Genomic DNA, 17,556 nt, shown 5'->3' on the forward strand with positions numbered 1-17,556 from the left:
GGGTCGGCATCTGCCGGCCCCCGCTTCCGTCTGCAGGTCTTCAGTCGTCGTCGTGGCCGCCCTCGGCGGCCTGCTGCGCCGTCGCGTACGCCATCTGGAGGAAGTCGGAGGCGGCGACCGCGGTCAGCGCGGTGGCCACCAGCCGGGTCAGCCGGGGAGCGAGCACCAGGCCCCCGGTCAGCCCGGTCGCCACCCACACCGCCAGACAGAACGGACAGCTCAGCAGCTCCCCGATGGCGTGCCGGGTGGAGCTGCCGGAGTCGCGGACCTGCTCCATCACCTCGCCGCTGCCGATCGGCCGGTCATACCTGGTGAACGGCGCCCGCAGCGGACTTGTCACCGCGTCCTTGGACAGCAGCCGGCTGAGCTTGTGCGTGGCGATGGAGAGCAGCACCACGTCGGCCGGGGCCGGCCGCTCGGGCACCTCGCGACCGGTCGCCTTGACGAGGCCGGCGAGCACCCCTGTCACTCCGGCATAAGTGCCCATCGCCACCAGGTATCCGCCGAGCGGGCGGTGTTCGTGTGGCGCGTACGCCCGGCGCAGCCGCGCCACCCTGTGTCGCAGGCCAGTGTCGGTCACCCGGTCTCCTCGCATGTCGTGGTGGTGCGGGGTTGGCGGTGCGGGGTCGGGGCGCTCTCAGCCGGCCTGGAGGTTGTCGGCGACCTCGCGGACGAGGTTGGTCAACGCCTCGTCGGCCAGTTGGTCCGGACCCGACCCGCCCGAGCCGTCGGTCAGGTCGAGCTGGATCCGAGCGCCACCGGAGTCCGCGGGATACACCCGGATCTCCGCGGACCAGTCGGCGTCGCCCCAGCGGGCCCGCAGTTCCTCGCCGTCGATCTCGGCGGCGGGGCTGCCGTCGCCGCGCAGCGGCTCGGGCAGCCACGCCGAAGCCCGCGACGGGTCGGTGGCTGTGTTGAACACCACCTCGGGCGGCGCGGACATGCCGCGTACGGCACGCGCCGCCATCAGTCGTCCCGCAGGCGGCTCGGGTCGACCTCCCGGCCGGGGTGGCGGGCCAGGTACTCGGTTTCGAGTTCGGCCGTGCGCCGCAGGTGGGTGGCGAGCGCGGAGTCCGAGGCGTGCCGGAGCGTGTCCAGCCGCGTGCGGTGCAGGCTGTGCATCTCGCGGATCAGATCCTCGTCGGTCAGCTCCGTCGGGTCGACGCCGAACGCGTCGCCGTCGAGAACCGCGCCGCCCGGGTCGGCGAGGTGGTCGCCGCTCCATTCGGGCACCCGCTGCTCGGGGCTCATGTCCGCGCTGCCGCTGGACACGGAACCGTCCTCGCGTACCGATCCGGTCATCATCGCCCCCCTGGTCTCGTTTGGGCTGGCGTCTAGACGGATGCCCAAAGCCGGTGCCGCCAAACCATCCGGCCCGCCCGACAACTACGACACGGTGTCGGAGACTGGCTCGTTCCCCGGTACTCTCGACGGCATGAGGTGGCTCTGGACCCCGGCGTGGATCGCACGTCACGTGGCCATGGTCGTGCTGGTCGTGAGCTTCCTCGGGCTGGGCTGGTGGCAGATCAGCCGGGCCACCGCCGGCAACAGCATCAGCTGGGGGTACGCGGTCGAGTGGCCGGTCTTCGCCGGCTTCGTGGTCTACGTCTGGTGGCGGGAGGTGCGGCTGGCCCGCCGTAGCGCGGAGGCAGCCGCCGAGCCGCCGGCCGACACCGCCGAGCCCTCGCCCGATGCCGCTGAGGCGTCGACAAGCGGTTCCCGCCCGGGTGTACGTCGACCGGTCCGGGTGTCCCGGGTGCCGGCGACGGCCCCGCCCGCCGACGACGCCGACCTGGCCGCCTACAACGACTACCTGTCATGGTTGAACGCCAATCCGGGCGCCCGGCCCGGTGACTATCCCGGCTGAGCCGGGGCTCGGAAGGACGGACGACGGTGGGCGCAGCCCTTACCCGCTACCGCGTGATCGCCTGGATCGTGGGCGTGGCGCTGATCCTGCTGGTCGTGATCGGCATGCCGATGAAGTACGGGTTCGACAACCCGATCGTGGTGGAGACCGTGGGGCAGGCGCACGGCTTCCTCTACATGGTCTATCTGCTGGCCGCGTTCGACCTGAGCCGCCGGGCCGAGTGGCCGCTGAAGCGGATGCTCCTGGTGATGCTCGCCGGCACGGTGCCGTTCGTCTCGTTCTACGCCGAGCGCCGGGTGACCGGCTGGCTGGACCGCCCGGCGGAGCGCACCCCGGAGCCGGTCGCCAGCTGACCGCACAGGTCAGCGACTGGGCCGCCACGGGTCGGCCGAGGCGACCGGGTCCACCCAGCCGCCGTACCTGTTGACTTCCCGCGCTCGCAGCAATGCCCGGGTGACCTGGCCGAACTGCCGCTCGTCGTCGGCGCTGAACAGCAGCACCTCAGTTCCCCTGTACCACCCCCACAGCTCGTGCGGTGGGGGCCGCCAGCGGTCGCCGACCAGGGCCAGCGCCGCCGGCAGCAGAAAGACCGCACCGAGAATGAGGTACGCCCCGGCGGTCAGCCGTTGCAGGCCGCCGGTGAAGCCGAGCAGCAGACCGACCGCGCCGATCATGGACGCGGTGACCACGACGGCCCGGACGGCGATCCGGTCGTGCGGGCCTCGGGTGGTGCGCAGGTGGGTCAGGTCGACGATGTGGTAGCTGGTGCGGCCGACGGTGAACCGGTCGACGGTGACGATGATGCCGGGGCGCGCGTACAGCAGGGTCGACCTGGCGCCGGGCACCGGTCGCTGCGGTCGCGTCGTTGCGCCTTCACGATTCACGGTTCCTCCCCCCAAGAACGATCCACCGGGGGTTGCGTCAATCACGGCATCGTCGTCCATCGACGGGATTCCCGGCTCCGGCCTCAATTGTGTTCGGCTTGCGCCAGCCCACCTGGGCGATTACCGGCTTCCGACAGCTCACCCGGCCGGGTGACATGGTCGTGAAACAGCATCCATTTCAGGTTTTGTCGGTTATCGCTGCCCGCTATCCGGCGGCATGCGCCCGGAACGACGAAAGTCGGATACCGGCCAATTGGCGACAAAGGTGACTACCGGTGCCTTGCGCCCGTGTCAACAGCCACGATTGCGCCACCGATCGCAACGGTACTTCCCGTCACTCGGCCAACATTCGCCCCTGCTTCAACTGCGAGCGACAACCGTCCCGGGTTAGGTTGTGCAGGCCGGTCTGGCCCAGTGCCGTCCACCCGGATGGCCCCGGCCGGTGTCGCCGAGGCGTCAGCAGCGTCGTCGACGACTGTGGGAGAGGGGCCTTTCGCTCTTGTCATCCCTGAGATATCTGCTGCGCACCGTGGCGCTGGTCGGCATGTCGGCCGCGCTGGTCGCGCCAACGGCGGTGGCTCACGCAGAGCCATCCCCGGCCGACCTGACCCGCCGGATCGAGGCTTCCTCGACCGAGTTGGAGCGGGTCGTGGAGTCGTACAACAAACTCAACGAGGAGATCAAGGCCAACAAGGCCACAGTGGCTCGCCTACAGACCCGCATCGGCCCGCTGGAGCAGCAGGTCGAGCAGAGCCGGGCCGACGTCGCCCAACTGGCCAACTCGGCATACAAGAGCGGTGGCCTGCGTACCGCTGACGCCCTGCTGCGGCCCGGCGGTTCGGCGGCGCTGCTGGACCGGCTCGGCACGCTCGACCAGTTGACCCGCCAGCGGCAGGCACGCATCTCCGGCTTCACCGCCAACCAGCAGCGGTTACTCGACGAGAAGTCGCGTCTGGACGCCACGCTGGCCCGGCAGGCCGCGCAGGCCCGCGAACTCGCGGCAGGCAAGAAACGCATCGAGAACGACCTGTCCAAGCTCTACGAGCTGCGCCGACAGGCGTACGGCTCGGCCACCGAGCGACCCTCTCCCAAGGCGGCGACGGCCGAGGCCAAGAACGTGCCGGCCGTCTCCGGGGCTGCCGGCACTGCGGTGCGCTACGCCTTCGGCGCGCTGGGCAAGCCGTACGTGTGGGCGGCCGACGGTCCGAACGGCTACGACTGTTCCGGGCTGACCTCGGCTGCCTGGCGGGCCGCTGGCAAGTCGCTGCCGCACAACACCCGCATGCAGTGGAGTGCGGTCAGCCACATCGGCAAGGGCGACCTGCGGCCGGGGGACCTGGTCTTCTACAGCGGGCTCGGGCACGTCGCCCTCTACGTCGGTGGCGGCCAGGTGATCGACGCACCGAGCGCCGGCCGCAACGTCCTCAAGCGCGGCATGAACATGATGCCGATTCAGGGCTACGGTCGGGTCCGCTAGTAACGACTGGAAACGGCGAACGGCCGGCGTCCCCCTATCGGACGCCGGCCGTTCACCGTCATTACTACCAGGTCAGGCTGCCTGCAGCCCCTCCGCGCGGGCAAGCTCACGCAGCCGGCCGAGGGCCTGGATCTCCAGCTGGCGGATCCGCTCGCGGGAAAGCGAGAACCGGGAGGCGACCTCGGTGAGCGAGTGCTCGCGGCCGTCCTCCAGCCCGTAACGGGCCCGCATGATGCCGGCGGACCTGTCGTCGAGGTGGTTGAGCAGACCCTCGATGCGCTGCCGCTCCAGGCCGCTGAGGACGATGTCCTCCGGCGACGGCGCGTCACTGTCGGCGACCAGGTCGCCGAGGTTCGTGTCGCCGTCGTCGCCCACCGGGGTGTCCAGCGAGACAGTGTCCTGCGACCAGCGGCGCAGCTCGTTGACACGCTCGACGGTGACGCCGAGCGATGCCGCGATCTGCTCCGGCTCCGGGTCGGCGCCCAGCTCACGGGTGAGCTGTCGGGCCACGTTGCGCATCCGGTTGACGTCCTCCACCAGGTGCACAGGCAGTCGGACGGTGCGCTCCTGCTGGGCGATCGCCCGGCTGATGGCCTGGCGGATCCACCAGGTGGCGTAGGTGGAGAACTTGTAGCCACGCTCGTAGTCGAACTTCTCGACCGCCCGGACGAGGCCGGTGTTGCCCTCCTGGATCAGGTCCAGCATGGGCATGCCCGAGCGCACGTAACGGCGGGCGATCGACACGACGAGCCGCAGGTTGGCGCGGATGAAGAGGTCCTTCGCGCGCTCGCCCTCGACGACAAGCCACTCCAGGTCGGTCCGGTCGATACCGGCGGCAAGGGCGTCCTCACCAAGCAGGTGCTCGGCGTAGAGGCCGGCCTCGATCGCCTTGGAGAGTTCGACCTCCTTGGCGGCGTCCAGCAGTGGCGTCCGGGAGATCTCGTGCAGGTAGACGCCGACCAGGTCGCGCTCCTCGGCCACCTCGTCGGTGCGCATGCCGATGTTCTTGTCCACGTTGCCCACGGTCCCCTCGCTCGCGCCGGTTGCCCGGTTCCTTGCCAGTCCCACGTCGGTCAGCCCCTGGTAACTTCTGCTGTGCCCATCGGTGCTGACACCTACACAACAGATGAGACGTCTCGGGGATTCCATGTCGTGAGTCGAAAGTGTCACGAATGCCTGAGTATTTGCTGAGAGCACGGTCCATGTTTGCTGTCAGCACCCGCCGGGAAGCTCGCCGCTGGGCACCTCGAACGGGTTGGCGGGTCGACGAATCGCCGAAACGCCCGCACCAATGGCAACACCGCCCGCCGCGGGGGCACAGCGACCCGGGTCACCGCCGCGCTGCGATCCTGGTCACTGCCAGATACGCACCGGCGGACCTGTCGGTTCATCCACGGGGGTGTTATTACCCCCCGCCCCGATGAACAATCCGGAGCCCAGTTCGCTTCCCGCCGCGCGGTGGGCGCCGTGGGCTAGGAGGCGAGCAGGGCGAGGGCGCCGCGAACCTGGTCGGCGGAGCGCGCCAGCGCGGCCCGCGCGGCAGCGACCTCGGCACCGGAGACCAGCGAGACCAACGCCGTTTTCAGGTCGCCGTCGGCCTCGTTGAGTGCCCGCCGAGAGACCTCCTCGGAGCATCCGGTCGCCTCGACCAGGATCGAGATCATTCGTCCGCGAAGCTTCGCGTTTGTGGCAACCATGTCGATCATGAGGTTCGAGTAGACCCGACCCAGGCGCACCATGACGGCTGTGGAGAACGTGTTGAGCACCAACTTCTGCGCCGTGCCCGCCTTCATCCGAGTCGACCCGGTGACCACCTCGGGTCCGGTGTCCACCCCGATGAACACGTCGACGGACCGGGCCGCCTCCGCCTCCGGATTGGCGCAGAGCAGCACCGTCGAGGCGCCCGTGGCGCGGGACGCGGCGAGCGCCCCGAGGACGTACGGGGTGCGCCCACTGGCGGCGAGACCGACCACCAGGTCACCGGCGCGTACACATCCGGCGGCCTCGACCGCCCCGCCCTTATCGTCGTCCTCGGCGTCCTCCACGGCCCGCCACATGGCGTCCGGCCCGCCGGCGAGGTGGGCGCAGAACCAGTGCCGGGGCGAGTTGAAGGTGGGCGCCAGTTCGGCCGCGTCGAGCACGCCCAGCCGGCCCGAGGTGCCGGCCCCAAAGTAGTGCACCCGGTGTCCGCCGCGCAGCGCCGCGACGGCCAGGTCGACAGTGGCGGCGATCTCGTCGAGCACCGCGGCGACCGCCGCCGGCACCCGCCGGTCGGCCTCGTTGATCACGGTGAGCACGTCCCGGGTCGACATCAGGTCGAGGTCGACGCTCAGCGGGTTACGGCGCTCGGTGGGGGCGCCCACCCGGACCGTCGGGCGTGCGGGCGATGCTGACATGGCCTCGTCCGGCTCCACCGAACCGGCCATCATGCCCGCCTCCGGTTGGCACCCACCCGGTGTGACTGGACCGCCTCGGCGGTCGCCTCAAGGGCCTTGCGGGCGCGGGCCCGGTTGCGGGCCGCCACCCCGACGAAGAGGCAGTCGACAACTGTGAGCTGGGCCAGCCGGCTGGCCGTCGCACCGGAGCGATAGGTCGTCTCCCGGGCCGCTGTGGTCAGCACGAAGTCGGCCACGTCGGTGATCGGCGAGCGCGGGAAGTTGGTGAGCGCCACAGTGCTGGCGCCCCGCGTCCGGGCCTGCTCCAGCACCTCGATCACGTCGGAGGTGGTGCCGGTGTGCGAGATGCCGATGGCCACGTCACCCCGGCCGAGCAGGGCGGCAGACGTCAACGCGGTGTGCACGTCCGGGAAGTAGAAGGCGATCCGGCCGATGCGGTGCAGCTTCTGCTGAAAGTCGGAGGCGACGAAACCGCTTGCGCCCGCGCCGTAGATGTCGATCCGTCCGGCGCCGGCGATCGCCTCGACCACCTGCTCGCAGACGGCCGGGTCGAGTTGCTCGGCGGTCTCCTCGACCGCGCGTGCGTCGTTGAACGCGATCGTGGCGATGATCTGCGCGAGGTCGGCGCCGGGCGGGATGTCACCGCCGACCACCCGGGCGTCCGGCGGCTCGATCCGGCGGGCGGCCTCGGCGGCGAGCCGGATGCGCAGCTGCGGGTAGCCGTCCATGCCTACCGACCGGCAGAACCGGATGACTGTCGCCTCGGACGTCTCGGCTGCGGTGGCGAGGTCGGTGATCGTCCGACGCGCGGCGGCGGCCGGGTCGGAGACGACCAGGCGGGCGACCCGCTGCTCGGCCGGCGACAGCGAGGGAAGCAGCCCGCTGATGTGGACGATCAGCCCACCGGGCTCGTGATTCGCAGAAATCTTCGGACTCTTCGCCACGGATGAAACTTACTTTCACCAAGCGTGAGCGTCAACCATGACTCCACGTGTTGGGCAAAGTACCGACGAACGGGCGACTCCCGTCCGGCCAAGCGTGCCACCGTCCAGACGGCATCGCCTCCCCCGGCGGGTCCGGTCACCTCGCCGTACGGTGCCGCAGGCGCGGCGAACCGTGTCCGGCCGGACCGTACAGCCCACTCCACCCCACAGGCCGGGCAGGGCCGCGGCCTCCCAAGGCACTAGCGTGGGCCGCATGGCGGAACGCAGTGTGCTGGTCACCGGAGGTTCGGGCGGGCTGGGCGGTGCGGTCACCAGCACCTTCCTGGCGGCAGGCTGGCGTGTGGTCGTACCCGAGAGGAAGAGTCGGCCCAGGTCGGAGCCGGCGCCGGCCGACCTGGTCCGGCTGATCGCGGACCTGGGCGATCCGGTCGGCGCGGCCCACGCCGTCGAGGCGGCGACCGACGACCCGGCGGCGCCGCTGCGGGCGGTGGTCAACCTGGTCGGTGGGTACGCCAGCGGCGGGCTGGTGCACGAGACACCTGTCGACGAGTTCGAGCGGATGCTCACCGTCAACCTGCGGCCCACCTACCTGGTCACCCAGGCCGCGCTGCCGCACCTCGTGGCCGCCGGCGGCGGCGCGGTGGTCTGCGTGTCGGCCCGCGCGGCGGTCGCGCCGTTCCCCGGCGCGGCCGGCTACGTCACCGCGAAGGCGGCTGTGCTCGCCTTCGCCAACGCGGTCGCGGTGGAGTACCGGTCCCGGAACGTGCGCTGCAACACCGTGCTGCCAAGCATCATCGACACCCCGGCGAACCGGGCCGACCAGCCCGACGCCGACCACTCGCGCTGGGTCTCCCCGGTCGAGATCGCGTCGGTGGTCCACTTTCTCGCGTCGGCCGATTCCGCGCCGACAAGCGGCGCCTCCGTTCCGGTCTACGGACGCGCCTGAGCCACAAGCGGGCCGGCACCGGCGCGCCCCGACCGCTCCCCCGCCGGCACGGTCGGCAGCGCGGCCGGCGACCTCGACGCGACAACTGACGCACCGTCCGCCGCCGGCACGACGGGCGGCGGTGGCGCCTCCGGTCGCAGCCCGTCCGACAACTGTGGGGCGCCGAGCGAGGGCTGGCGGGGGTCAGGGCTGACGTCCGACGGCAGCCAGGCTGCCAGGTGCGCCCGGATCTGCTCGGTCACCTCGTCGGTTGAGCGACCAGCGTCCACAAGCACGAATGTCGGATACTCGGGCAGTGCCCGGTACGCGGTGTCCGCCGCCGTCAGCCACCCCATCGTCTCGTGGTCGGTGCCCCGCCGCTCAATGCGTCGGTACGCCTCTTCCGGGTCGACGGCGAGCAGGAACGTCACCTGCGGTGTCGGGAACAGCCGGTAGCCGGCCCGGGCCAGCCGCTCCCAGCGTTGCCCTCCGTGCGCCCGGATGCTCGCGTACTGGCAGGCCGAGTAGCGGTCCATCACCGCCGTCCGGCCGGTGAGCAGGCAACTGAGCAGGGCCAGCGCGATGGCGAACCAGCGCAGCACGGACTCCACCGCCAACATGCCGTCGCGCCCGACCAGCCGCTGAGCGTCCGGCCGGCCGAACCGCTGCGCGACCCGGCCGAGCCAGCGACGCCCACTGGCGTTGCGGCGGTACGTGGCGGGGCGGCCGGCGGCGGTGAGCGCGTCGGCCAGCCGGTGCGCCTGAGTGGTCTTGCCCGAACCGTCGATGCCGATCAGGGCGATCGTGCGTAATCGGGTCTTGCCGCGTCGCATCCCCCGTGATCTGGCCACCCTTGACAGGTTATCCGACCCACGCTCAGGTCCTGCGATGTTTGTCGTGCTTCGTCCCCGTTGACGCCCGACCGCTACCCCGCCAGGTGTGGGCAACCGGAATGCCGGGTACGGGAGTTCGAATCCAACCGCCTGTCCACCAACACGACCGACGGGAGAACCAGATGGCTGAGCGCGGGGACGAGAGTCTGGTGCACACCCTCAAAAAGGTCGCCGCCGTGCTCAAGCAGTCCGAGATCCCGTTCGCCCTGGGCGGCAGCTTCGCCGTCTACGCCCACGGCGGCCACTCCAGCGATCACGACGTCGACTTCCTGATCCGCGAGGCCGACGTCGAGCGGTCGCTGGAGGCCCTGGTGGCCGCCGGCTTCCGCGCCGAGTACCCGCCGGAGGACTGGCTGGTGAAGGTCTTCGACGACGGGCGAATGGTGGATCTGATCCACCGGCCGATCGAGACGCCGGTGACGGAGGAGACATTCGCCGACACGGTGGTGCGGCCGGTGGACGCCATCCAAATGCCTGTGCTGTCGGCCACCCAACTGATGGTGCACAAGTTGCTGAGCTTCTCCCAGCACTACTGCGACTTCGCCCGCGGCCTGCCATTGGCCCGGTCGCTGCGGGAGCAGATCGACTGGGAACGGGTACGCAAGGAGACGCAGCACTCGCCGTACGCCGAGGCGTTCCTGGTGTTGCTGGACCGGCTGGAGGTCGTGCCGGACAGCGGCACCCAGGCAGGAGAGGGGACACCGTGACCGACCACCGCGACATCGGCACCGGGCCACCCGACGAGTACGTCGAGGCGGAGATCCAACGGTTGCTCACCGAGGATCCCGCGGTCGCCGAACAGGGGATCACAGTGGTCCGGCGGGAAAGCACCCTCGTGCTCAACGGCGAGGTGGAGAGCCCACACCGGCGCGACGAGATCCTGCGCCGCGTGGCCGAGCGCTTCCCGGACGTGCCGATCACCAGCGACATCGGGGTGATCCGCGCCCAGGCGCCCACGGAGATCGAGCAACTGCCCTGAGGGAGGTTCGATGGTGATCCGGATAGCCGCCGTGGGTGACGTGCATCTGGACGAGGACGTCGTCGGCCGGTTCCGCCCGGCGTTGGAGGAGCTGCCGGACTGCGCCGACGTGCTACTGCTGGCCGGAGACCTGACCCGGCACGGCACCGAGGCCGAGGCGCGCTGCGTGGCGCAGGAGTTCGGTGGCCTCGCAGTGCCGGTGGTGACGGTGCTGGGCAACCACGACCACCAGTGCGACGAGGTGCCACAGGTGGTCAAGGTGCTCGAAGACGCGGGCATCACGGTGCTGGAGGGCAACGGTGTGGTGCTGGACTGCGCGGGCGGACGGCTCGGCATCGCCGGCGTCAAGGGCTTCGGCGGTGGGTTCGCGGGGCGCTGCGCGAGCGACTTCGGCGAGCCGGAGATGAAGGCGTTCGTCCGGACCACGAACGAGAGCGCGGAGAGCCTCGGCACTGCCCTGCGCTCACTGGACTGCGACATGCTCGTCGCGCTGACCCACTACGCCCCGGTGCCGGACACCCTGGTCGGCGAGCCGCTGGAGATCTACCCGTTCCTCGGCTCGTACCAGCTGGGGCAGGCCATCGACTCGGCACCCACAGCGCTTGCCGTACACGGCCACGCGCACGCGGGCACCGAGCGCGGAACCACCCCCGGCGGGGTGCGCGTCCGCAACGTGGCGCACCCGGTGATCAAGCAGGCATACAGCGTGTTTCATGTCGGCGATCAACTCGACACCGACCAGGTTTCCAGAATCGGCGGGTCGGGTAGTCAGAGGTCATGGAGCTGATTCTTTGGATTCTCGCAGTCGTACTCGTGGTCGCCGGCATCCTCGCGCTGTTCCGCCGGCAGATCCTGTGGGGCATCGTCCTCATCGTTGTCGGGCTGTTGGTCGGCCCTGGTGGTGTCAGCATCTTCAATTGACGTCCGCACCTCGTAAGACCGGGACCCGCCGGGGTCGCCGCGACCGGAGCTCTGTCCTCCCGACAGGAGCATCGGCCGCAGCGGCCCCGGCGCTGTCATGTCCCGTCGCCGGGCCCGATCCGGTTTGAGCCGCAGGCGGATCGGCAATATCTCGATGATGGAGACAACTCGGCAGACCCGAACCGCCTCCGGCCGGCGATCCTGGTTGGCCCTGGCCGGCTTCGTGGTGGCGGTCTTCGTCGCGGCCGCGATCGGCGGGCTGGGTGTGCAGGGCACCACCGACGAGTACGCGAGCCTGCAACAGCCCACCTGGGCACCGCCCTCCTGGCTGTTCGGCCCGGTCTGGTCGGCGCTCTACGCGTTGATCGCGGTGGCCGGCTGGCTGGTGTGGCGGCGGGTCGGCTTCTCCCCCGCGCTCTGGGCGTGGACCGCCCAACTGGTGCTCAACGCGATCTGGACCCCGCTCTTCTTCGGCGCGGGGAAGTACGGGCTGGCGTTCGCCGAGATCGTGGTGATGTGGCTGGCGATCGGGCTTACCGTGGTGCTCTTCGCCCGGGTGTCCCGGGTCGCGGCGGCGCTGCTGCTGCCGTACTGGGCGTGGGTCAGCTTCGCCGCCGCGCTGAACCTGTCGATCTGGCAGCTGAACTCCTGACCCGCGCAGAATCCCCGGCCGGCGGTGCCAGCCGGAGACCCTGACCGCCGCAGTCAGCAGCGGGGCACGTTCGGGATGTAGCCGTCGTAGCCGGTGTAGACGTACGCGTCGGCGATGAACCGGCCGCTGCCGATGCGGTCCCAGATCGTGCTGGTGCCGTAGGTGCCGGTGACGCTGGTGCCGCTTGTCTGGCAGGCGATTGTCACCTTGGCGCCGTCGGCGACGGTGCCCACCGAGGCGTACCCCGTGCCGGGGCCGGAGCGGACGGTCAGCGGGGTGCCGCTGGTGTCGACAGTGCCCGAGCCGGCGCCCGAACTGCAACCGTTGCCACTGCTGTAGGACTTGGTGCCCCAGTAGAGCGCCAGGCTGCCGTTGAACCGGACCTGGATGTCGCTGCCGTTGAGGCGCTGCTCGTAGTGCAGGTGCGGGCCCGTGGATCCGCCGGTGCTGCCGACCCAGCCGATGACCTTGCCGTAGCCGACCGTCTGCCCGACCGAGACGTTGAAGCCGTTGAGGTGGGCGTAGTAGGTGCTGTAGCCGCCGCCGTGATTGATCCGGACGTACTTGCCGTAGCTGGTGTTGCCGAGGTTTGTCACCCGGTCGACGGTGCCGGGGGCGCTGGCGACCACCGGGTCACCGAGGTCGTCGGTGCGGTTGAAGTCCACGGCGTACGCCGGGCTGTGGTCCGATCGGGTCTGCCCGGACCAGGACTGGCCGCACGGGAAGGGAACCCTGAAGGTCGGCGCGGCCATCGCCGGACTGGCCGGCGTGAGGAATCCCGCGACGAGCAGACCGGTCGCCAGCAGGCTGATCCACCGTTTGCGCATACAGCACCTCCTATGTCGAAAACCTTCGATGCAGTGGAATCAGACTGACAGATATCGCCAATCTTCGAAAGAGCGAAAGTTGGGCCGCCTGGGAGCGCGCCCAGCTGGGGGTTCCAGATTTCGGGATTGTTACTCGCTCGTGTCTGACGGGGGGTGGACCCAGCCGGATGCAAGCGCTTACATGTGTGCACGCCCAATCGGACCGGCGAGGGTCATCAGCACGACCGCGCCGGCTAGGAAGGAGGACGGCATGGCGGTCTTTACCAGACCACGCCAGGCCTTCGTGATCGCCGGTGTGCTCGGGCTGGCGCTCAGCGCCACCGCCTGCGGCACCGGTGACGACAAGAAGAGCGACAAGGCAGGCTCCGCGGAGTGTGCCGCATACGAGAAGTACCAGGGCAACGACGGCAAGAAGGTCTCCATCTACGCGTCCATCCGTGACGCCGAGGCCGACCTGCTGAGGAACTCCTGGAAGACGTTCGAGGACTGCACCGGCATCGAGATCGACTACGAGGGCAACGCCGAGTTCGAGGCGCAACTCCCGGTCCGGGTCGACGGCGGCAACGCGCCCGACCTGGCCTTCGTGCCCCAGCCGGGCCTGGTCAAGCGGTTCGCCGACGCCAACAAGCTGAAGTCGCTCGGCGCCGACACCAAGGCGATGGCCGAGCAGAACATGCCGGCCGACTGGCTGAAGTACGGCACCGTCAACGGCACCCTCTACGGCGTGCCGCTCGGCGCCAACGTGAAGTCCTTCGTCTGGTACTCGCCGAAGCTCTTCAAGGAGAAGGGCTGGACGGTCCCCACCAGCTGGGACGACATGATCAAGCTCAGCGACACGATCGCGGCAACCGGCACCAAGCCGTGGTGCGCCGGCATCGAGTCCGGTGACGCCACCGGCTGGCCGGCCACCGACTGGATCGAGGACGTGATCCTGCGTACGCAGGGCCCCGAGGTCTACGACCAGTGGACCACCCATGCCATCCCGTTCAACGACCCGCGGATCATCGACGCGGTCAACCGGGCCGGCACCATCCTCAAGAACGAGAAGTACATGAACGGCGGCTTCGGCGGTGTGAAGAGCATCGGCACCACCGCCTTCGGTGAGGCCGGCCTGCCGGTCACCACCGGCAAGTGCGCCATGCACCGGCAGGCGTCGTTCTACGCCAACCAGTTCCCCGAGGGCACCAAGGTGGCCGAGGACGGTGACGCGTTCGCGTTCTACTTCCCGGCGATCGACGCGGCGAAGGGCAAGCCGGTGCTCGGCGCGGGCGAGTTCGTCGTCGGCTTCACCGACCGCCCCGAGGTGCAGGCGGTGCAGACCTACCTCGCCTCCGGTGAGTACGTCAACAGCCGCGCGAAGCTCGGCAACTGGGTCACGGCGAACAACAAGCTGGACATCGCCAACGTGGCCAGCCCCATCGACAAGCTCTCCGTCCAGATCCTGCAGGACAAGACCGGCGTCTTCCGCTTCGACGGGTCGGACCTGATGCCGGCCGCGGTTGGCGCGGGGACGTTCTGGAAGGGCATGGTCGAGTGGATCAACGGCAAGGACACCGCTTCGGTGCTCCAGGGCATCGAGAGCAGCTGGAAGTGATCTGAGCGGTGGGCCGGTCCGTACCCATGGGCCGGCCCACCGGCGGATCCAGACCTGGGAGGGTCGATGGAGTTCGACTTCGCGGAGGAGCAGCCGAAGTTCCTCATGCTGATGTACGGGCTGATCGCTTTCGTCGCGGTGGTGGGCAGTCTGCTCCTGCTTCTCGACGTGGTGCCGGCCTGGTTCGCTCGGCGGCGTGAGGCACAGCTGGTCGCCGCGTCCGTCAGCGGCACCCCGCTCCCCCGCCGGCCCAAGCGGGGGGAGGGACTCTTCGCGCTCTTCTTCCTGCTGCCGACGCTGCTGCTGCTCACGGTCGGACTGGTCGTTCCGGCCATCCGCACCACACTGCTGTCCTTCATGGACGCAGGCAGCAACGACTGGGTCGGGCTGCGCAACTACGGCTGGATGTTCTCCGACAGCTCGATCGTCCGGGTCCTGATCAACACCCTGGTCTGGGTGGTCCTGGTCCCGCTGGTGGCGACCGGGTTCGGCCTGATCTACGCCGTACTGGTGGACAAGGCCCGGTTCGAGGCCGTGGCCAAGTCGCTGATCTTCCTGCCGATGGCGATCTCGTTCGTCGGCGCCAGCATCATCTGGAAGTTCGTCTACGCCTACCGCGGCGAAGGCGACCAGATCGGTCTGCTCAACCAGATCGTGGTCAGTCTCGGCGGCGAGCCGAAGCAATGGCTGCTCGAATCACCGCTGAACACGCTGCTGTTGATCGTCATCATGGTCTGGATCCAGGCCGGTTTCGCCATGGTGGTGCTCTCCGCCGCGATCAAATCCATCCCCGGTGACATCGTGGAAGCCGCCCGGCTCGACGGCGTCAGCCCCTGGCAGATGTTCTGGCAGATCACCATACCGAGCATCCGGCCGGCGCTGATCGTCGTGGCGGTGACCCTCACGATCGCCACGCTCAAGGTCTTCGACATCGTCCGGACCTCGACAAACGGCAACTACGACACCAGCGTGATCGCCAGCGAGATGTACAACCAGGCGTTCCGGTACGGCCAGAACGGGCAGGGCTCCGCGCTCGCGGTCTTCCTCTTCATCCTGGTCATCCCGGTCGTGATCTACCAGATCCGCAACCTCCGTCAGCAGCGGGAGGGCTGAGATGACCACCGCAACGCCGACCGTTGCCGCCGGCACACAGAAGACCGACGCACCGAAGACCACCGCCGGGCGAGTCCGCCGCCGGCTGAACAGCCGCACCGCGACGCTCGTCTCGATCGTCATCGCGGTGGTCTGGACCATCCCGACCTTCGGCCTGTTCATCTCGTCCCTCCGACCGGAGGACGAGATCAAGACCACCGGCTGGTGGACGGCCTTCACCAACCCGCAGTTCACGCTTGAGAACTACCAGCAGGTCCTGTTCGGGCGATCGTCGTCATCCGGGCAGCTCGCCAGCTACTTCATCAACTCGCTGGCGATCACCATCCCGTCGGTGCTCTTCCCGCTCGCCTTCGCGGCCCTTGCCGCGTACGCGCTGGCCTGGATGAACTTCCGAGGCCGGGACTGGCTCTACATCGCGATCTTCGCGTTGCAGATCGTCCCGCTACAGATGGCCCTGGTGCCGCTGCTGAAGTTCTTCTCCACAGGCGTCTCCCTCGGCGGTGTCACCCTGATGCCGGCCTGGGACCTGGTCGACGAGCAGAAGTTCGCCCAGGTGTGGTTCGCGCACACCTGCTTCGCGCTTCCGTTCGCCGTCTTCCTGCTGCACAACTTCATCTCGCAACTGCCGGGAGACCTCATGGAGGCGGCCCGGGTCGACGGGGCCACCCACCCGAAGATCTTCCGCACCATCGTGCTGCCGCTGATCACGCCGGCGCTCGCCGCGTTCGGCATCTTCCAGTTCCTCTGGGTCTGGAACGACCTGCTGGTCGCGCTGATCTTCGCCGGTGGCGGCAACGAGACGGCCCCGCTCACGGTTCGGCTGGCCGAGATGGCCGGCACCCGCGGCAACGAGTGGCAACGGCTGACCGCCGGCGCGTTCGTGTCGATCATCGTTCCGCTCGTCGTGTTCCTGTCCCTGCAGCGCTTCTTCGTGCGAGGTCTGCTCGCCGGCAGCGTCAAGGGCTGACCCGCTTGCCCGCCGCCGCCTGGCCCCTCGGGCGGCGGCGGGCGCCGGGCACGAAGCGAGGGAACCGTGACGAAGATTGATGATGTCGCCCGGTTGGCCGGGGTCTCCACGGCCACCGTCTCACGGGCCCTACGCGGGCTGCCGACAGTCTCGGCCGCCACCCGACGGCGCGTACTCGCCGCCGCCGAGCAACTCGACTACGCGGTCTCGCCGAGCGCGTCCCGGCTGGCCGGAGGCCGCACCGGCACCGTCGCGGTCGTCGTCCCCCGGATCACCCGCTGGTTCTTCAGCACAGTCGTCGAGGCGGTCGAGGAGCACCTCCACCAGTCCGGCTACGACCTCCTGCTCTACAACCTCGGCGGCCGGGAGCAGATCCGCCAACGGGTGCTGCGTACCGCGAACCTGCACAAGCGAGTCGACGCCATGATGCTTGTCGCCACGCCACTGCGACCTGCCGACCTGACCGCGCTTGCCACCCTGGACCTGCCGGGGGTGACCATCAGCTCCGGCAGCAGGGTTCCCAACTGGCCGTGCGTACGCATCGACGACGTCGCCGCAGCCCGGACGGCGACCCGCCACCTGCTCGACCTCGGACACCGCCGGATCGCCCACATCTCCGGCGACCCCGAGGACGAGTTGGCGTTCACCACCCACATCGACCGGCGCCGGGGCTACCAGGCCGAGCTACGAGCCGCCGGCCTTCGACCCGACCCGAGCCTGGACGTCGAGTCGTCGTTCACCATCGACGGTGGCAACCGGGCCGCCGCCGAACTGCTGACCCGCGGTGAACCTCCGACCGCCATCGTCGCGGCCTGCGACGAGATGGCGATGGGCGCGATGACCGCGCTGCGCGACGCCGGGCTGCGCGTACCCCAGGATGTGAGCGTTATCGGCATCGACGACCACGACCTCGCCGGTCTGCTGGGGCTCAGCACCATCGCCCAGCCCGCCGCGGAGCAGGGCCGGCTCGCCGCCCGCATGCTGCTGGACCCGCTCGGGGCTGGCAATCTTGACCCGATCGTCGGCCAAGGGGTCGCCGCCCCCGACACGCCGGTGATCCTGCCCACTCGGCTGGTGGTCCGTGAGTCAACCGCACCACCCCGGGCACACTGAAACC

At 69.6% G+C, this 17,556-nt stretch carries 22 protein-coding genes; 13 read left to right on the forward strand and 9 right to left on the reverse strand.

The window, feature by feature from the left end:
- Positions 1 to 40: 40 nt before the first annotated feature.
- The 3 genes from ACFY2Q_RS25850 to ACFY2Q_RS25860 are packed head-to-tail and all read right to left on the reverse strand — an operon-like array spanning position 41 to position 1,305.
- Complete coding sequence (locus ACFY2Q_RS25850) at positions 41 to 580, reverse strand: DUF1360 domain-containing protein (protein ID WP_387134424.1); 540 nt, start codon at positions 578 to 580, stop codon at positions 41 to 43.
- A 57-nt stretch (positions 581 to 637) separates the two neighbouring features.
- Entirely contained in the window at positions 638 to 967 is a 330-nt protein-coding gene (locus ACFY2Q_RS25855) for a hypothetical protein (protein ID WP_387134426.1), read from the reverse strand.
- Complete coding sequence (locus ACFY2Q_RS25860) at positions 967 to 1,305, reverse strand: DUF6158 family protein (protein ID WP_387134429.1); 339 nt, start codon at positions 1,303 to 1,305, stop codon at positions 967 to 969. The genes ACFY2Q_RS25855 and ACFY2Q_RS25860 overlap by 1 nt, the downstream gene beginning before the upstream one ends.
- Before the next feature lie 130 nt (positions 1,306 to 1,435).
- Here ACFY2Q_RS25860 and ACFY2Q_RS25865 point away from each other — a divergent pair, with 130 nt between their 5' ends.
- Positions 1,436 to 1,867 (forward strand): hypothetical protein, encoded by a 432-nt coding sequence (locus tag ACFY2Q_RS25865; protein WP_387134431.1) that lies wholly within the window; start codon positions 1,436 to 1,438, stop codon positions 1,865 to 1,867.
- 26 nt (positions 1,868 to 1,893) lie between these two features.
- Complete coding sequence (locus ACFY2Q_RS25870; protein ID WP_387134434.1) at positions 1,894 to 2,220, forward strand: DUF3817 domain-containing protein; 327 nt, start codon at positions 1,894 to 1,896, stop codon at positions 2,218 to 2,220.
- Positions 2,221 to 2,229: 9 nt separating this feature from the next.
- On the opposite strand, the gene ACFY2Q_RS25875 is transcribed toward ACFY2Q_RS25870, so the two are convergent.
- Entirely contained in the window at positions 2,230 to 2,712 is a 483-nt protein-coding gene (locus tag ACFY2Q_RS25875; protein WP_387134436.1) for a DUF6232 family protein, read from the reverse strand.
- A gap of 538 nt (positions 2,713 to 3,250) precedes the next feature.
- Between ACFY2Q_RS25875 and ACFY2Q_RS25880 the strand changes: the two genes are divergently transcribed.
- Positions 3,251 to 4,228 carry an NlpC/P60 family protein gene (locus ACFY2Q_RS25880; protein ID WP_387134439.1) on the forward strand — a complete coding sequence of 326 codons (978 nt, stop codon included), beginning with the start codon at positions 3,251 to 3,253 and terminating at the stop codon, positions 4,226 to 4,228.
- 72 nt (positions 4,229 to 4,300) lie between these two features.
- On the opposite strand, the gene ACFY2Q_RS25885 is transcribed toward ACFY2Q_RS25880, so the two are convergent.
- The 3 genes from ACFY2Q_RS25885 to ACFY2Q_RS25895 all read right to left on the reverse strand — a co-directional run bounded on the left by ACFY2Q_RS25885 (position 4,301) and on the right by ACFY2Q_RS25895 (position 7,568).
- Entirely contained in the window at positions 4,301 to 5,290 is a 990-nt protein-coding gene (locus ACFY2Q_RS25885; RefSeq protein WP_387134576.1) for an RNA polymerase sigma factor RpoD/SigA, read from the reverse strand.
- A gap of 410 nt (positions 5,291 to 5,700) precedes the next feature.
- A complete protein-coding gene (gene murQ, locus ACFY2Q_RS25890) occupies positions 5,701 to 6,657 on the reverse strand; it encodes an N-acetylmuramic acid 6-phosphate etherase (RefSeq protein ID WP_387134441.1) in 957 nt (318 codons plus the stop codon).
- Complete coding sequence (locus ACFY2Q_RS25895; protein WP_387134443.1) at positions 6,654 to 7,568, reverse strand: MurR/RpiR family transcriptional regulator; 915 nt, start codon at positions 7,566 to 7,568, stop codon at positions 6,654 to 6,656. The genes murQ and ACFY2Q_RS25895 overlap by 4 nt, the downstream gene beginning before the upstream one ends.
- A gap of 253 nt (positions 7,569 to 7,821) precedes the next feature.
- On the opposite strand from ACFY2Q_RS25895, the gene ACFY2Q_RS25900 reads away from it, so the two are divergent.
- A complete protein-coding gene (locus ACFY2Q_RS25900) occupies positions 7,822 to 8,514 on the forward strand; it encodes an SDR family NAD(P)-dependent oxidoreductase (RefSeq protein WP_387134445.1) in 693 nt (230 codons plus the stop codon).
- Here ACFY2Q_RS25900 and ACFY2Q_RS25905 read toward each other — a convergent pair.
- Positions 8,499 to 9,326: a dTMP kinase gene (locus ACFY2Q_RS25905; RefSeq protein WP_387134578.1), complete on the reverse strand. Its 828-nt coding sequence runs from the start codon at positions 9,324 to 9,326 to the stop codon at positions 8,499 to 8,501. The genes ACFY2Q_RS25900 and ACFY2Q_RS25905 overlap by 16 nt on opposite strands.
- Positions 9,327 to 9,445: 119 nt before the next feature.
- Between ACFY2Q_RS25905 and ACFY2Q_RS25910 the strand changes: the two genes are divergently transcribed.
- The 5 genes from ACFY2Q_RS25910 to ACFY2Q_RS25930 all read left to right on the forward strand — a co-directional run bounded on the left by ACFY2Q_RS25910 (position 9,446) and on the right by ACFY2Q_RS25930 (position 11,938).
- On the forward strand, positions 9,446 to 10,093 hold the full coding sequence (locus tag ACFY2Q_RS25910; RefSeq protein ID WP_387134448.1) for a nucleotidyltransferase: 648 nt from the start codon (positions 9,446 to 9,448) through the stop codon (positions 10,091 to 10,093).
- A complete protein-coding gene (locus tag ACFY2Q_RS25915; protein ID WP_387134450.1) occupies positions 10,090 to 10,365 on the forward strand; it encodes a hypothetical protein in 276 nt (91 codons plus the stop codon). Before ACFY2Q_RS25910 ends, ACFY2Q_RS25915 begins: the two co-directional genes overlap by 4 nt.
- Before the next feature lie 10 nt (positions 10,366 to 10,375).
- On the forward strand, positions 10,376 to 11,152 hold the full coding sequence (locus ACFY2Q_RS25920; RefSeq protein ID WP_387134452.1) for a metallophosphoesterase: 777 nt from the start codon (positions 10,376 to 10,378) through the stop codon (positions 11,150 to 11,152).
- Positions 11,143 to 11,286 (forward strand): GPGG-motif small membrane protein, encoded by a 144-nt coding sequence (locus ACFY2Q_RS25925; protein ID WP_007464364.1) that lies wholly within the window; start codon positions 11,143 to 11,145, stop codon positions 11,284 to 11,286. The genes ACFY2Q_RS25920 and ACFY2Q_RS25925 overlap by 10 nt, the downstream gene beginning before the upstream one ends.
- 154 nt (positions 11,287 to 11,440) lie before the next feature.
- Complete coding sequence (locus tag ACFY2Q_RS25930) at positions 11,441 to 11,938, forward strand: TspO/MBR family protein (protein WP_387134455.1); 498 nt, start codon at positions 11,441 to 11,443, stop codon at positions 11,936 to 11,938.
- A 53-nt stretch (positions 11,939 to 11,991) separates the two neighbouring features.
- Here ACFY2Q_RS25930 and ACFY2Q_RS25935 read toward each other — a convergent pair whose 3' ends face one another.
- The gene (locus ACFY2Q_RS25935; RefSeq protein WP_387134457.1) at positions 11,992 to 12,765 is read right to left on the reverse strand and encodes a peptidoglycan DD-metalloendopeptidase family protein; all 774 of its coding nucleotides are present in this window, start codon (positions 12,763 to 12,765) and stop codon (positions 11,992 to 11,994) included.
- 250 nt (positions 12,766 to 13,015) lie between these two features.
- Here ACFY2Q_RS25935 and ACFY2Q_RS25940 point away from each other — a divergent pair, with 250 nt between their 5' ends.
- The 4 genes from ACFY2Q_RS25940 (at position 13,016) to ACFY2Q_RS25955 (ending at position 17,552) form a co-directional block, all read left to right on the forward strand.
- Entirely contained in the window at positions 13,016 to 14,359 is a 1,344-nt protein-coding gene (locus ACFY2Q_RS25940) for an ABC transporter substrate-binding protein (RefSeq protein ID WP_387134460.1), read from the forward strand.
- Positions 14,360 to 14,425: 66 nt separating this feature from the next.
- Positions 14,426 to 15,472 (forward strand): carbohydrate ABC transporter permease, encoded by a 1,047-nt coding sequence (locus ACFY2Q_RS25945; protein WP_387134463.1) that lies wholly within the window; start codon positions 14,426 to 14,428, stop codon positions 15,470 to 15,472.
- A 1-nt stretch (position 15,473) separates the two neighbouring features.
- Entirely contained in the window at positions 15,474 to 16,439 is a 966-nt protein-coding gene (locus tag ACFY2Q_RS25950; RefSeq protein WP_387134466.1) for a carbohydrate ABC transporter permease, read from the forward strand.
- Between the two features lie 66 nt (positions 16,440 to 16,505).
- Positions 16,506 to 17,552: a LacI family DNA-binding transcriptional regulator gene (locus tag ACFY2Q_RS25955; protein ID WP_387134468.1), complete on the forward strand. Its 1,047-nt coding sequence runs from the start codon at positions 16,506 to 16,508 to the stop codon at positions 17,550 to 17,552.
- The last annotated feature ends 4 nt before the right edge of the window (positions 17,553 to 17,556 follow it).

The sequence above is a fragment of the Micromonospora sp. NPDC000316 genome (assembly GCF_042898885.1).
GTDB lineage: Bacteria > Actinomycetota > Actinomycetes > Mycobacteriales > Micromonosporaceae > Micromonospora.

Bases quoted from the DNA above. Each gene is read 5' to 3' on its own strand.
- ACFY2Q_RS25855 (WP_387134426.1), bottom strand. From the start codon at position 967: ATGGCGGCGCGTGCCGTACGCGGCATGTCCGCGCCGCCCGAGGTGGTG.
- ACFY2Q_RS25860 (WP_387134429.1), bottom strand. From the start codon at position 1,305: ATGATGACCGGATCGGTACGCGAGGACGGTTCCGTGTCCAGCGGCAGC.
- ACFY2Q_RS25865 (WP_387134431.1), top strand. From the start codon at position 1,436: ATGAGGTGGCTCTGGACCCCGGCGTGGATCGCACGTCACGTGGCCATG.
- murQ (WP_387134441.1), bottom strand. From the start codon at position 6,657: ATGATGGCCGGTTCGGTGGAGCCGGACGAGGCCATGTCAGCATCGCCC.
- ACFY2Q_RS25900 (WP_387134445.1), top strand. From the start codon at position 7,822: ATGGCGGAACGCAGTGTGCTGGTCACCGGAGGTTCGGGCGGGCTGGGC.
- ACFY2Q_RS25905 (WP_387134578.1), bottom strand. From the start codon at position 9,326: ATGCGACGCGGCAAGACCCGATTACGCACGATCGCCCTGATCGGCATC.
- ACFY2Q_RS25910 (WP_387134448.1), top strand. From the start codon at position 9,446: ATGCCGGGTACGGGAGTTCGAATCCAACCGCCTGTCCACCAACACGAC.
- ACFY2Q_RS25920 (WP_387134452.1), top strand. From the start codon at position 10,376: ATGGTGATCCGGATAGCCGCCGTGGGTGACGTGCATCTGGACGAGGAC.
- ACFY2Q_RS25925 (WP_007464364.1), top strand. From the start codon at position 11,143: ATGGAGCTGATTCTTTGGATTCTCGCAGTCGTACTCGTGGTCGCCGGC.
- ACFY2Q_RS25930 (WP_387134455.1), top strand. From the start codon at position 11,441: ATGATGGAGACAACTCGGCAGACCCGAACCGCCTCCGGCCGGCGATCC.
- ACFY2Q_RS25935 (WP_387134457.1), bottom strand. From the start codon at position 12,765: ATGCGCAAACGGTGGATCAGCCTGCTGGCGACCGGTCTGCTCGTCGCG.
- ACFY2Q_RS25940 (WP_387134460.1), top strand. From the start codon at position 13,016: ATGGCGGTCTTTACCAGACCACGCCAGGCCTTCGTGATCGCCGGTGTG.
- ACFY2Q_RS25945 (WP_387134463.1), top strand. From the start codon at position 14,426: ATGGAGTTCGACTTCGCGGAGGAGCAGCCGAAGTTCCTCATGCTGATG.
- ACFY2Q_RS25950 (WP_387134466.1), top strand. From the start codon at position 15,474: ATGACCACCGCAACGCCGACCGTTGCCGCCGGCACACAGAAGACCGAC.